This window comes from Mixta sp. BE291 (assembly GCF_031457955.1).
Lineage (GTDB): Bacteria > Pseudomonadota > Gammaproteobacteria > Enterobacterales > Enterobacteriaceae > Mixta.
In genome coordinates this window covers 419,237-431,554 of sequence record NZ_JAVDXN010000001.1, presented here as the reverse complement: position 1 = coordinate 431,554, position 12,318 = coordinate 419,237, and the positions used below count along the sequence as shown (strand labels likewise).

At 50.6% G+C, this 12,318-nt stretch carries 13 protein-coding genes and 1 tRNA gene; 10 read left to right on the top strand and 4 right to left on the bottom strand.

All coding sequences use genetic code 11. The features are described 5' to 3' along the window. Nucleotides 1–140 precede the first annotated feature (140 nt). Nucleotides 141–216, bottom strand: a tRNA-Val gene (locus tag J2X14_RS01980). A gap of 465 nt (nucleotides 217–681) precedes the next feature. Here J2X14_RS01980 and J2X14_RS01975 point away from each other — a divergent pair. The 3 genes from J2X14_RS01975 (at nucleotide 682) to arsC (ending at nucleotide 2,830) form a co-directional block, all read left to right on the top strand. Beyond that, entirely contained in the window at nucleotides 682–939 is a 258-nt protein-coding gene (locus tag J2X14_RS01975) for a hypothetical protein (RefSeq protein WP_352409535.1), read from the top strand. A 154-nt stretch (nucleotides 940–1,093) separates the two neighbouring features. Then, the gene (locus J2X14_RS01970) at nucleotides 1,094–2,377 is read left to right on the top strand and encodes an arsenic transporter (protein ID WP_352409534.1); all 1,284 of its coding nucleotides are present in this window, start codon (nucleotides 1,094–1,096) and stop codon (nucleotides 2,375–2,377) included. A 30-nt stretch (nucleotides 2,378–2,407) separates the two neighbouring features. Beyond that, nucleotides 2,408–2,830, top strand: a complete 423-nt coding sequence (gene arsC / locus J2X14_RS01965) for an arsenate reductase (glutaredoxin) (RefSeq protein WP_352409533.1) — start codon at nucleotides 2,408–2,410, stop codon at nucleotides 2,828–2,830. 64 nt (nucleotides 2,831–2,894) lie between these two features. Here the strand turns inward: arsC and J2X14_RS01960 are convergent, their stop codons facing one another. Next, on the bottom strand, nucleotides 2,895–3,023 hold the full coding sequence (locus tag J2X14_RS01960) for a hypothetical protein (protein WP_352409532.1): 129 nt from the start codon (nucleotides 3,021–3,023) through the stop codon (nucleotides 2,895–2,897). 345 nt (nucleotides 3,024–3,368) lie between these two features. Here J2X14_RS01960 and J2X14_RS01955 point away from each other — a divergent pair, with 345 nt between their 5' ends. Together J2X14_RS01955 and J2X14_RS01950 are read left to right on the top strand one after the other, a co-directional pair. Further along, on the top strand, nucleotides 3,369–3,560 hold the full coding sequence (locus J2X14_RS01955; protein ID WP_352409531.1) for a hypothetical protein: 192 nt from the start codon (nucleotides 3,369–3,371) through the stop codon (nucleotides 3,558–3,560). A gap of 203 nt (nucleotides 3,561–3,763) precedes the next feature. Further along, nucleotides 3,764–5,731, top strand: a complete 1,968-nt coding sequence (locus tag J2X14_RS01950; RefSeq protein WP_352409530.1) for an acyltransferase family protein — start codon at nucleotides 3,764–3,766, stop codon at nucleotides 5,729–5,731. 169 nt (nucleotides 5,732–5,900) lie between these two features. Here J2X14_RS01950 and J2X14_RS01945 read toward each other — a convergent pair whose 3' ends face one another. Beyond that, nucleotides 5,901–6,158: a colicin immunity domain-containing protein gene (locus J2X14_RS01945; protein WP_352409529.1), complete on the bottom strand. Its 258-nt coding sequence runs from the start codon at nucleotides 6,156–6,158 to the stop codon at nucleotides 5,901–5,903. A 293-nt stretch (nucleotides 6,159–6,451) separates the two neighbouring features. Beyond that, a complete protein-coding gene (gene icd, locus J2X14_RS01940; protein WP_352409528.1) occupies nucleotides 6,452–7,705 on the bottom strand; it encodes an NADP-dependent isocitrate dehydrogenase in 1,254 nt (417 codons plus the stop codon). 131 nt (nucleotides 7,706–7,836) lie between these two features. Here icd and rluE point away from each other — a divergent pair, with 131 nt between their 5' ends. The 5 genes from rluE (at nucleotide 7,837) to purB (ending at nucleotide 12,221) form a co-directional block, all read left to right on the top strand. After that, nucleotides 7,837–8,463, top strand: coding sequence for a 23S rRNA pseudouridine(2457) synthase RluE (gene rluE / locus J2X14_RS01935; protein ID WP_352409527.1), 627 nt, complete (start codon nucleotides 7,837–7,839; stop codon nucleotides 8,461–8,463). A gap of 12 nt (nucleotides 8,464–8,475) precedes the next feature. Next, nucleotides 8,476–8,913: an NUDIX domain-containing protein gene (locus J2X14_RS01930; protein WP_352409526.1), complete on the top strand. Its 438-nt coding sequence runs from the start codon at nucleotides 8,476–8,478 to the stop codon at nucleotides 8,911–8,913. 98 nt (nucleotides 8,914–9,011) lie between these two features. After that, the gene (mnmA, locus tag J2X14_RS01925) at nucleotides 9,012–10,124 is read left to right on the top strand and encodes a tRNA 2-thiouridine(34) synthase MnmA (protein WP_352409525.1); all 1,113 of its coding nucleotides are present in this window, start codon (nucleotides 9,012–9,014) and stop codon (nucleotides 10,122–10,124) included. Between the two features lie 38 nt (nucleotides 10,125–10,162). Then, nucleotides 10,163–10,801, top strand: a complete 639-nt coding sequence (hflD, locus tag J2X14_RS01920; protein ID WP_352409524.1) for a high frequency lysogenization protein HflD — start codon at nucleotides 10,163–10,165, stop codon at nucleotides 10,799–10,801. 49 nt (nucleotides 10,802–10,850) lie between these two features. Next, entirely contained in the window at nucleotides 10,851–12,221 is a 1,371-nt protein-coding gene (purB, locus tag J2X14_RS01915; protein WP_352409523.1) for an adenylosuccinate lyase, read from the top strand. Nucleotides 12,222–12,318: the final 97 nt, after the last annotated feature.

Sequence of the window (12,318 nt, the reverse complement as noted above, 5' to 3'; positions counted from 1 at the left end):
GCGTTTTATCGGTTTCGTTGCCGCGACTGCCTGCCCGTTTATCAACGAAGCAGCATGTGAGCATCAGAAAATTAACATTGCGCTTATGTTTATGAAATAAACCGGTTTGCAGCCAGGCTGGCTGACAAAATGATTCAGACTGGAACGGGCAGCAGGACTCGAACCCGCATCTTCAGCCGGTACGGCTGGTGTAATCGCCGCTTATACCACGCCCGTAATGTCACAGTTTAAAGTTAAAAGCTTTTAGCCCACTGCGGACTATTTGCCGCGGCAGCAAGACAGGAAGCGATGGTGAGAGGACGTTGACAGCAGGCGCAGCTGGCTCCGTGACGGGTTTTTTTAGCATTTGACTGACAGGTGAAAATGAATTTGTTGCTCCCGCAGAGGGGACAACAGAACCGGAGTGAATACATGATTACCTCATATTGATAAGACCTCGTACATTTTCGACGTGCCTTAAGCCTACGCTTAACTGATGCTTTAACAAGCATCCATCCCGATTAAAATTGCATATATATATCTATAATTGTCAGGCAAAGTTGCCATGTCAGGGCTGACGCGTTTTGCCGCTGCGGCAGATTAAGATAAATCTTAATCAGCGGCTCTTTTATCTCCGGCAAATGGCAAACTGAATAACTGGGTTTAGGCTGATAATTCTGACCACGGTAATCAGGAGGAGTTATGCCCTCTGTTCAACTGCACATTAAAGACCATCCGGAATATGCCTTTACCGGCAACTATTTTACCGAGCAGCCAGCAGGAGAAGATGCATCCCCACGCAGCCATTTTGAGATATTAAAGGCGACGCAGCCCGCCGAAGCGTTTGAGGAGCTCACCCAGGGCGATACCGTGACCTTTGTTTCCGCCAGCGGCGAGGCGGAGGAGATGTTGCTGATGAGCGAAACGCCTTCGCATATTATTTTTATTTCCCGCGATTAGGCTTCACGTCACGCGATATCGGGCTGAGCTCTCTGTCTGACAGCCCCGTTCCTGTTCCGCGCCTTACGCTATCGAGGTGGGTTTACAGAGACGGGGCTGTTTTTTTGCCGTTCGCTGCTGTACTTGCTGTCAACTTTTTTACCACGGAGGTGCCATGCTTTTGGCCGGTGCAATTTTCATTTTTACGCTTGTTTTGGTTATCTGGCAGCCGCGCGGCCTGCAAATTGGCTGGAGCGCCTCTCTTGGCGCCGCGCTGGCGTTACTGAGCGGCGCGGTCAGCCTCAGCGATATTGCTACCGTCTGGCAGATTGTCTGGAACGCGACGGCCACCTTTATCGCCATCATCATTATCAGCCTGCTGCTGGATGAGAGCGGCTTTTTTGAATGGGCGGCGCTGCACGTGGCGCGCAGCGGCAAAGGCCATGGAAAACGGCTATTTACGCTGATTATTTTGCTGGGTGCCTGCGTGGCGGCGCTGTTTGCTAATGATGGCGCGGCGCTGATTCTGACGCCGATTGTGATCGCGATGCTGATGGCACTGGGCTTTAGTCGCGCTTCCACACTGGCTTTCGTCATGGCCGCTGGCTTTATTGCCGATACCGCCAGCCTGCCGCTGGTGGTTTCGAACCTGGTAAATATCGTCACGGCGGACTATTTCCACCTCGGCTTTAAAGATTACGCGCAGGTTATGGTGCCGGTTGATCTGGCCGCCATTGCCGCCAGCCTGGCGATGCTGCATCTCTTTTTCCGCCGCGATATACCCGCTGCTTATGATACGGCACGGTTGAAAACGCCCCGCGAGGCCATCCGCGATCCACGCACTTTTAAAGCGGGCTGGATGGTGCTGGCAATCCTGCTGGTCGGCTTTTTTGTTCTGGAGCCGCGCGGTGTGCCGGTGAGCCTGGTCGCGGCGGTAGCTGCGTTTATCCTCTGGCTGATTGCGCGGCTCGGAAAGGTCATTGATACCGGCAAAGTATTACGCGGCGCGCCGTGGCAAATTGTGATTTTCTCTCTGGGCATGTACCTGGTGGTTTACGGGCTGCGTAACGCTGGCCTGACCGGCTTTTTGTCTGCCCTGCTCAGTCAGCTGGCGCATCAGGGGATCTGGATAGCCACGCTGGGCACCGGCCTGCTGACGGCGGCGCTGTCCTCGGTGATGAATAATTTGCCAACGGTGTTAATCGGCGCGCTATCCATTCATGCCAGCGAGGCGCACGGCGTGATTAAAGAAGCGATGATTTACGCCAATATTATCGGCTGCGATCTCGGTCCTAAAATTACCCCGATTGGCAGCCTGGCGACGCTGTTGTGGCTGCATGTATTAGCGCAAAAGGATATTCGCATCAGTTGGGGCTACTACTTTCGCGTGGGTTTAGTGATGACGCTGCCGGTTTTACTGGTGACGCTTATCGCGCTGGCGCTGTGGCTGTCGTTATAATCGGCCCTTCCCTGGTTTTGAGACACGCTAATGACTATCACTATTTATCACAACCCAAAATGCGGAACCTCACGTAACACCCTGGCGCTGATTCGCAACAGCGGCGAGGAGCCACGCATTGTTCACTATCTTGAGACGCCGCCTTCGCAGGACGAGCTAAAAACGCTGCTGGCGGATATGGGCATCGGCGCGCGCGACCTGTTACGCAACAACGTCGAGCCTTATGCCACGCTGGGGCTGGAGGAAGATCGGTTTAGCGATGAGCAGCTTATCGCGTTTATGGTGCAATATCCGTTACTGATTAATCGTCCGATTGTGGTGACGCCGCTGGGCACCCGGCTCTGTCGGCCAATGGAAAAAGCGCTGGATATTCTACCCAATCCGCAACAGGGCATGTTTGCTAAAGAGAATGGAGAACTGATCATTGACGCGTCAGACAAGCGCGTAAAATAGCGGAGATCTGGCGTACCGCCATCGTTTGATGGCGGTACCTGGTGCAACGCGGCCAGGCTTGCCGTTAGCGGCACTGACCGGTGATACCATCCCGTCCGTTTGGACAGACATCCGAGGCGGGAATCAACGACGCCACGCCCCATGAACACCCGGTAAGATATAAACAGACCACCAGCATTAATACTTTTTTCATAGCGCCCCTTCCGATGTGTCTGCGTCTCTTGTTATCTGCGCACCTAGTATAGGCGCTGTTTTCGCGCTTGCGATCGGCGTATAGCGAATTTGTGTAACTAAGAAAATTCCTAGCGAGAAAGCCAGGCTAAGCGGCTGGATCAGGCATTATCAATTTTCATAATAGTGGAAATGAGCGGCTTTCCCGTACTACTGCTTTATTACAATCCTGATAACAGTGCTTTATTCTTAGTGAATACTAGTCGCTTATTTTTAAGTCGGGCGTTGATTACAGGCGATATAATCCGCCTAAATAATTTTGGCTCGCTGCCGATACCTTCTGTAAATCATTTCAGGAGACATTTCAATGGAAAAGCCCAACCCGCTGGCAGCGCTTTCGCTAATAATCTGGTTAATCACTTTCGTTCCTTGCTATCGCATGGCTCAGAAAGCGGGCTTCGACTGGAAAATGGCACTCTTTCTGTCCATGCCCGGACTGCATTTCATTATGCTTTATGTTTTTGCCTTTATAAAGTGGCCAGCTGCACCAAATCGATAGAAGCTGCTCCACGGTCAGAGTTACAGGAGAAGGTTCTGGTAGCGGTAGGAACACAATAAGCCATCAATGAGATAACCTTGCTTTGTCAGATGAACACAGGAGAGGGAGTTAACTTCAGTTTTAGATAAGAGACTGGTAAAATCAGCGTATGTAAGCAACCCCGTAGGGGTTTTATTAATAAGAAAGCTATACAAGGCAATTTGATGCGTTATCGTTCAGATATTGATGGTTTAAGAGCAGTTGCAGTATTGTTAGTTATTATGTTTCATGGCGGCATAAGTTTATTCCCCTCTGGTTTTATTGGCGTTGATATATTTTTTGTTATCTCGGGTTTCTTGATAACATCCATTATTTCCTCTTCTTTGGAAAAGAGAACATTTTCACTTTCAGATTTTTATGTTCGACGTTTATGGAGATTGCAACCAGCCTTTATCTCGGTATTGATTTTTACTTTATTACTTGCAGCCATTTTTTACTTACCTGCCGATTTCATTGATTATGCAAAAAGCGCTAAATACACAACACTACTGACTTCAAACCAGTATTTTTCTCGCTCAACCACCGGATATGCAGCACCAGATGCCGCATATTTGTTGTTACTACATACATGGTCATTATCAATCGAATGGCAATGGTACCTGCTATTACCAACCGTACTTTTTCTTGCTAACCGCTACCTATCAAAAAGAAAAGCACAGACAGTCACCATCTTTTTCAGTATCGGCATGTTAGGCATTGCGCTTTATTTGTCTGATAAAGCCCCTAACAAAAGCTATTATTATTTAAGCGCTCGTATATTTGAGTTTATGCTAGGCAGCGCCATTGTTATATTGAACATTGAGCGAGTAAAACTAAATCCAAAACTCGCTTCCTTATTAGGCACCCTTTCTATTTCAGCAATAATTTATTGTGCAACCAAAGAAAATATTGTACTAGGTTACCCTGATTATCATGCAGTAATTGTAAGCTTCGCTAGCGCAACGCTTATTTTCACAGGAATATCCGCTAGCGGTGTCATAACTCGTCTACTTTCCATTCCTCCATTAGTTTTTATCGGCTCTATTTCTTACTCTGTATACTTATGGCACTGGCCTGTTTTCGCAACAGGTAAATATCTTGGCCTACAAGAAAACACGAGCATTAAAATTTTTTCTTTCTCTTTAACCTTCGTCATCGCATATTTTTCTTATATTTTCATTGAAAAGCCATGCCGAAAAATAAGGTGGTCATTAGCAAAATCATTTTCATTTTTGGTGTTAACTCCTGCAGTATTCTTTCTGGCTTTATATTCTTTTAGCGAAAAACAAAACGGCTTTGATAATCGTTTTGGTTCAGAATACGCTCGAATTGAAAGTATATTACAGAGTCATGAGTCCCCTTACAGAGAATCATGCCTTAACGGAAATACTGATGGTGCGGATACGAATTGTACTGTAGGAGATGTCAATGCTGAAAAAAAAGCTTTGCTAATAGGCGATTCTCACTCTAATCACTTCTGGGATTTTTTTGATGTTCTTGCAAAAGATGCCCGTATCTCAGTCACCGTTCAGGGGACATCTTCATGCTTAACCCTGCCCGGCATTTATCAATTTGACTGGTGGTATTTTAAAAACACTGTCTATAAAGACTGTCATGATAATACTAAAAAATATTATGAAAATATAAAAACCGGAAAATTTAGCTATGTAATCATTGGTGAAGTATGGATGAATTACGCTGGAGATCACATAATCAACAATGCCGGTGACAAGCGCTCAATGTCCCTCTCAAGAGATAGAATTGAAAACTCTTTCAGAACCGCACTGGATATAATTGTGGCATCCAAAGCAACGCCAGTTGTCATAAAAACCATTTATCCAATGCCAAAAAACTATATGACCTGCTTTTTTCAGCATATAAAACTCAGAAAAGATTACATCCCTAATTCTTGTAACCATATGGATTGGGCGGGTGATGAAAATGAATGGTTCAGCCAGCTATTTGATAAACTTAAAAAGGACTATCCGTCATTGATAATCATAGATCCTAAAACGGTGCAGTGTCAGGATAACACCTGTAAAACAGTTATCAACGGCGTCCCCGTTTATCGTGACGTCGGTCATTTGACGGATTATGCATCATATACTTTTGGCAAAGAGTACATTGATAAGCAAGGCAATCCTTTTAAATAAAAAATTCTTTAACAGGCGGCGCTTTGATCTTATTCCATAAAGGACATTTCACAGCGCCATTTAAATTTTTCTATCCCGCACTGATACAAAGCATGCACACTCAACGGGCGCAATTTTCATTCAAGAAAAGTGTTTTTCTAAAAATATCCCTTAGTCGATTCGATGGGGGTTATTTAAGTAATTCACTGACCCGTTTTTTTAACTCGCTTGCACTAAACTCCGAGTAATGACGGTATAGATCAGGATTGTACTGATCGGCAAGGCAGAATAACGTGGATAATTTCTCGTTGAGTTCTGCAGGGTCTTTTGCTAGCAAACCCTTATCACGCTCAGCTTTCCATTTTTCCTGATAAGGGTTAGCAAATTCATCACCAGTAATCTTGTTGTTAATAAAGTCTTTTGCAAACTGTAAAACTTCCTGACTCATCTTAGCGCCCTATTTTAATAGAATATTCATATTATTATTACTAAGCTTTAAGCCCCAGCGCGATATAAGCATTCCACATCTATCAAGGGTTTGCGTATATTTATCATTATCCAGTAGATCCTGCAGCATTATATAGAGCTGCTTTGATCGATAGAGGTGAGCACTTGATGAAAACAGTGCTTCATAATAATTTTTTTTAAGCGGTTTTAAGGGGGGTTTTAGGAAAAGGTAATAAACAAAAAAGCCAACACAAATTTAATAACCCGTGTTGGCTGGGTGTGGCTAATCAGCGCTTACATATTGCTGATCATTGCATCGCCAAACTCTGAACATTTCAGCAGCTTGGCACCTTCCATCAGACGTTCGAAGTCATAGGTTACGGTTTTCGCGTTGATGGCACCGCTCATGCCTTTCACAATCAGGTCAGCGGCTTCTGTCCAACCCATATGGCGCAGCATCATCTCGGCGGACAAAATCACGGAACCTGGGTTCACTTTATCCTGACCGGCATATTTCGGCGCGGTGCCGTGCGTGGCTTCGAACAGGGCGCACTCGTCGCCGATGTTTGCGCCAGGCGCGATGCCGATACCGCCAACCTGCGCCGCCAGGGCGTCAGAAATGTAGTCACCGTTCAGGTTCATACAGGCGATAACGTCATATTCCGCCGGACGCAACAGGATCTGCTGCAGGAAGGCGTCAGCGATCACGTCTTTGACCACGATCTCTTTGCCGTTGTTCGGGTTCTTGATTTTCACCCACGGGCCGCCGTCAATCAGTTCGCCGCCGAACTCTTCACGCGCCAGCTGGTAGCCCCAATCTTTAAAGGCACCTTCGGTGAATTTCATGATGTTGCCTTTATGTACCAGCGTCACGGAATCGCGATCGTTGGTAATGGCATAGTCAATCGCGGCGCGAACCAGACGTTTGGTGCCCTCTTCAGAACACGGCTTCACGCCGATACCGCACTGCTGCGGGAAGCGGATTTTGGTTACGCCCATCTCGTCCTGCAGGAACTTGATGACTTTATCCGCTTCCGCCGAACCTGCTTTCCACTCGATACCGGCATAGATGTCTTCGCTGTTTTCACGGAAGATCACCATATCGGTATCCTGCGGACGCTTAACCGGGCTTGGTGTGCCCTGATAGTAGCGAACCGGACGCAGACAGATGTACAGGTCCAGCTGCTGACGCAGCGCAACGTTCAGAGAGCGGATACCGCCGCCAACCGGCGTGGTTAACGGACCTTTGATGGCAACGCGGTAATCCTTGATCAGGTCAAGGGTCTCCTGCGGCAGCCAGACATCCTGACCATACACCTGAGTTGATTTCTCACCGGTGTAAATTTCCATCCAGGAAATTTTTCGCTCGCCGTTGTAGGCTTTTTTCACAGCGGCATCAACCACTTTGATCATGACGGGAGAAACGTCTACGCCAATGCCATCACCCTCGATATAAGGGATGATCGGATTAGCGGGAACAACCAGTTTTCCCTGATCGTCGAGCGTGATTTTCTGACCTTCCGCCGGAACAACTACTTTGCTTTCCATTAACCTCTCCTTCGAGCGCTTTTTTGTTAATGATTTGTAAGATGCGGGTCAATACTACTTGAATATTGCCGTCGCGCCAATCATCTCAATTTCGCGTTATAATGCGCCCATTCAAGTCAAGTGCAAAGCCTATGCGTAAAACAGTTGTTAATAATCACCGAGTTAAACGATTCAGCCGCCCATCTGCCGCCAGACCGCAAGATAAGGGGCCGCGACGTGTTATCGTTTTTAACAAACCCTATGATGTGCTGCCGCAGTTTACCGATGAGGCGGGACGCGCCACGCTGAAGGATTTTGTTCCGGTCAGCGGTGTGTATGCCGCAGGCCGCCTGGACCGCGACAGCGAAGGCCTGATGGTGTTAACCAACGATGGCGCGCTGCAGGCAAAGCTGACCCAGCCTGGCAAACGTACCGGAAAAATTTATTACGTTCAGGTAGAAGGCGAGCCGGATGAAAGCGCGCTGCAGGCGCTGCGCAGTGGCGTTATTCTGAAAGATGGCCCTACCCTGCCTGCCGAGGTGGAAAGCGTGGCGGAACCCGCCTGGCTGTGGCCGCGGCAGCCGCCGATCCGCGAACGTAAAACGATTCCCGTTAGCTGGCTGAAAATTACTCTGTATGAAGGACGTAACCGCCAGGTGCGCCGCATGGCCGCGCACGTGGGTTTTCCTGTTTTGCGTCTGATTCGTTATGGTATGGCGTCGTTAACGCTGGATAATCTTGCGCCGGGCGAATGGCGCGACGTGACCGACCGTTTTTAACCGGAGCAGCCTATGTACAAACCACACGTTACCGTCGCCTGCGTGGTGCAGGCGCAAGGCGAACTGCTGGTAGTGGAAGAGACCATTAACGGCAAAGCGACCTGGAACCAGCCCGCGGGTCATCTGGAAGCGGAAGAAAGCCTGCTGGAAGCGGCCAGCCGCGAACTCTATGAAGAAACCGGCATTCAGGCAGAAATGGCGCATTTTCTGGGCGTGCAGCAGTGGACCGCGCCGGATAACACCCCGTTTATCCGCTTTCTGTTCGCCCTCGATCTGCCTGAACGGCTGGAAACCCAGCCGCAGGATAGCGATATCGACCGCTGCTGGTGGCTGCCGCCGCAGCAGATTTTAACCGCCGCCCATCTGCGCTCGCCGCTGGTGGCGGAAAGCGTGCGCATCTGGCAGAGCGGCGTGCGCTATCCGCTGTCGATGGTGCAATTTTATCGATAATGGCTTTCCGCTCAGGCGGCGTCCGCATCGGGGATGCGCCGGTGGCGGACGCGTGCTAGAATACGCCGCCTGTTTTTGTTCCTTGTCGTGAGTGTGTCATGTCTGACAACAGCCAGAAAAAAGTGATCGTCGGGATGTCCGGCGGCGTCGATTCTTCCGTTTCCGCCTGGTTACTGCAGCAGCAGGGCTATCAGGTGGAAGGTTTATTTATGAAAAACTGGGAAGAGGACGACGGCGAAGAGTATTGTACCGCAGCGGATGACCTGGCTGATGCCCAGGCCGTTTGCGACAAACTCGGTATGAAGCTGCATAAAGTTAACTTTGCCGCGGAATACTGGGATAACGTCTTCGAGCATTTCCTGGAAGAATACAAGGCTGGCCGTACGCCAAACCCCGATATCCTGTGCAATAAAGAGATCAAATTCAAAGCGTTCCTGGAGTTCGCGGCGGAAGATCTCGGCGCAGATTATATTGCCACCGGCCACTATGTGCGCCGCCAGGACAGCAACGGCAAAAGCCAGCTGCTGCGCGGCCTTGATGGCAATAAAGATCAAAGCTACTTCCTCTATACGCTCAGCCATCAGCAGATCGCACAGAGCCTGTTTCCGGTTGGCGAACTGTCGAAGCCGGAAGTGCGCCGCATCGCCGAACAGCTGGAGCTGATCACCGCGAAGAAAAAAGATTCTACCGGCATCTGCTTTATCGGCGAGCGCAAATTCCGCGACTTCCTTGGTCGCTATCTGCCTGCGCAGCCGGGCGCGATCGTGACCGTTGATGGCCAGACGGTGGGTGAGCACCAGGGACTGATGTACCATACGCTTGGCCAGCGTAAAGGGCTGGGCATCGGCGGCCTGAAAGAGAGCAACGACGATCCCTGGTACGTGGTGGACAAAGATGTCGCCGGTAACCGCCTGATTGTGGCGCAGGGCGCTGACCATCCGCGTTTGATGTCGGTGGGTTTGATTGCGCAGCAGCTGCACTGGGTCGATCGTCAGGCGCTGCGCGAGCCGTTGCAGTGCGTGGTGAAAACGCGCTACCGTCAGGAAGATATCCCCTGCGTGATCGCTCCGCTGGATGATGATCGTATCGAGGTGCGCTTTGAGCAGCCGGTTGCTGCCGTCACGCCAGGCCAGTCCGCCGTGTTCTACCTGGGCGAAATCTGCCTTGGCGGCGGTATTATTGAGCAGCGCTTACCGCTGGTGCCGGCATAACGTCGCGTGCGGCTCACGATGTGTATACAGGAGTAACCGTGGCTAAAAATTATTACGACATCACGCTGGCGCTGGCAGGGATCTGCCAGTCCGCGCACCTGGCACAGCAGCTGGCCCATCAGGGCCAGTGCGATGCGCAGGCGTTGAAAACCTCGCTCAGCAGCCTGCTCGATCTGAACCCCTCTTCCACGCTGGCCGTTTACGGCAACGATGAAGCCCAACTGCGTTTCGGCCTTGAAACGCTGCTGGCGGTGCTGAGCAATCCCAGCCGCCAGGGGCTAAGCGCCGAACTCACGCGTTATACCCTGAGCATGATGGTGCTGGAGCGTAAGCTAAGCGCCAATAAAACGGCGCTTAATACGCTGGCGCAGCGCATTGCTCAGCTCGATCGTCAGCTCAGCCATTATGATATTGAGTCTGAGACGATTATCGCCGCCATGGCCGGGATTTATGTGGATGTCATTAGCCCGCTTGGCCCACGCATTCAGGTGACAGGGTCACCTGCGGTGCTGCAAAATTCTCAGGTGCAAAGTAAAGTGCGCGCCGCCCTGCTGGCCGGTATTCGTTCCGCCGTGCTCTGGCACCAGGTAGGCGGTGGCCGTTTGCAGTTGATGTTTTACCGAAATCGTCTGATTCGTGAGGCGAAACGTATTTTAGCCGGTATGCCCTCGGCCTGATCGGGCCGGATGCACCAGACCTTTAGTTAACGATCCAGGAGTTGCTCTGATGGAATTATCCTCTCTGACCGCCGTCTCACCTGTCGATGGTCGTTACGGCGAAAAAGTCAGCCCATTGCGCGGCATTTTCAGCGAGTACGGCCTGCTGAAATTCCGCGTTGAGGTTGAAGTTCGCTGGTTACAAAAACTGGCCGCGACCGCAGAGATCAAGGAAGTTCCTGCATTTGACGCCGACGCAAACGCTTACCTTGATGCAATCGTGACCAATTTTGCGGAAAATGACGCGGCGCGTATCAAAACCATCGAACGTACCACAAACCACGACGTAAAAGCGGTTGAGTATTTCCTGAAAGAGAAAGTGGCCGATATCCCTGCGCTGCATGCCGTCTCTGAGTTTATCCACTTTGCCTGCACCTCCGAAGATATCAATAACCTCTCCCATGCGCTGATGCTGGAAACCGCTCGCCGCGATGTGATCCTGCCTTACTGGCAGCAGCTGATTGAGGCGGTGAAAGATCTGGCGCAGCAATACCGCGATATTCCACTGCTGTCGCGCACGCACGGCCAGCCAGCCACGCCCTCCACCCTGGGTAAAGAGATGGCCAACGTCGCTTACCGTATGTCGCGTCAGCTGCGTCAGCTGGAGCAGGTAGAGATTCTGGGTAAAATCAACGGCGCGGTGGGGAACTATAACGCGCACCTGGCGGCCTACCCGGAAGTTGACTGGCATCAGCTGAGCGAATCTTTCGTCACCTCGCTGGGCATTAGCTGGAACCCCTACACCACGCAGATTGAGCCGCACGACTATATTGCCGAACTGTTTGACTGTATCGCCCGCTTCAATACCATCCTGATCGATTTCGATCGTGATATCTGGGGCTATATCGCACTGAATCACTTCAAACAAAAAACCATCGCCGGTGAAATTGGCTCCTCGACCATGCCGCACAAGGTCAACCCGATCGATTTCGAAAACTCGGAAGGCAACCTTGGCCTGGCGAACGCCGTGATGCAGCATCTGGCGGCCAAGCTGCCGGTTTCGCGCTGGCAGCGCGATCTCACCGATTCCACCGTGTTGCGTAACCTGGGCGTCGGTGTCGGCTATGCGCTTATCGCTTATCAGGCGACGCTGAAAGGCATTTCCAAGCTGGAAGTGAACCGCGATCGCCTGCTGGCGGAGCTGGACCAGAACTGGGAAGTCCTGGCCGAGCCGATCCAGACGGTGATGCGTCGCTACGGCATTGAAAAACCGTATGAAAAGCTAAAAGAGCTGACGCGCGGTAAACGCGTTGACGCGGCGGGCATGCAGGCGTTTATTGATAGCCTGGCGCTGCCGGAAGAAGAGAAAACCCGCCTGAAGCAGATGACGCCAGCTAACTACCTGGGCCGCGCGGTTCAGATGGTTGACGATCTGAAGTAATATGTTGTCCCGGGCGTGCCACGTCCGGGATTATTCTTGCGTTAACCCTCGGTTTATCCGCGCCCCCCTATACTCAACGCAAGATTATTGGTAAAGG

Bases quoted from the DNA above. Each gene is read 5' to 3' on its own strand.
- J2X14_RS01975 (WP_352409535.1), top strand. From the start codon at position 682: ATGCCCTCTGTTCAACTGCACATTAAAGACCATCCGGAATATGCCTTT.
- J2X14_RS01970 (WP_352409534.1), top strand. From the start codon at position 1,094: ATGCTTTTGGCCGGTGCAATTTTCATTTTTACGCTTGTTTTGGTTATC.
- arsC (WP_352409533.1), top strand. From the start codon at position 2,408: ATGACTATCACTATTTATCACAACCCAAAATGCGGAACCTCACGTAAC.
- J2X14_RS01960 (WP_352409532.1), bottom strand. From the start codon at position 3,023: ATGAAAAAAGTATTAATGCTGGTGGTCTGTTTATATCTTACCGGGTGT.
- J2X14_RS01955 (WP_352409531.1), top strand. From the start codon at position 3,369: ATGGAAAAGCCCAACCCGCTGGCAGCGCTTTCGCTAATAATCTGGTTA.
- J2X14_RS01950 (WP_352409530.1), top strand. From the start codon at position 3,764: ATGCGTTATCGTTCAGATATTGATGGTTTAAGAGCAGTTGCAGTATTG.
- J2X14_RS01945 (WP_352409529.1), bottom strand. From the start codon at position 6,158: ATGAGTCAGGAAGTTTTACAGTTTGCAAAAGACTTTATTAACAACAAG.
- icd (WP_352409528.1), bottom strand. From the start codon at position 7,705: ATGGAAAGCAAAGTAGTTGTTCCGGCGGAAGGTCAGAAAATCACGCTC.
- rluE (WP_352409527.1), top strand. From the start codon at position 7,837: ATGCGTAAAACAGTTGTTAATAATCACCGAGTTAAACGATTCAGCCGC.
- J2X14_RS01930 (WP_352409526.1), top strand. From the start codon at position 8,476: ATGTACAAACCACACGTTACCGTCGCCTGCGTGGTGCAGGCGCAAGGC.
- mnmA (WP_352409525.1), top strand. From the start codon at position 9,012: ATGTCTGACAACAGCCAGAAAAAAGTGATCGTCGGGATGTCCGGCGGC.
- purB (WP_352409523.1), top strand. From the start codon at position 10,851: ATGGAATTATCCTCTCTGACCGCCGTCTCACCTGTCGATGGTCGTTAC.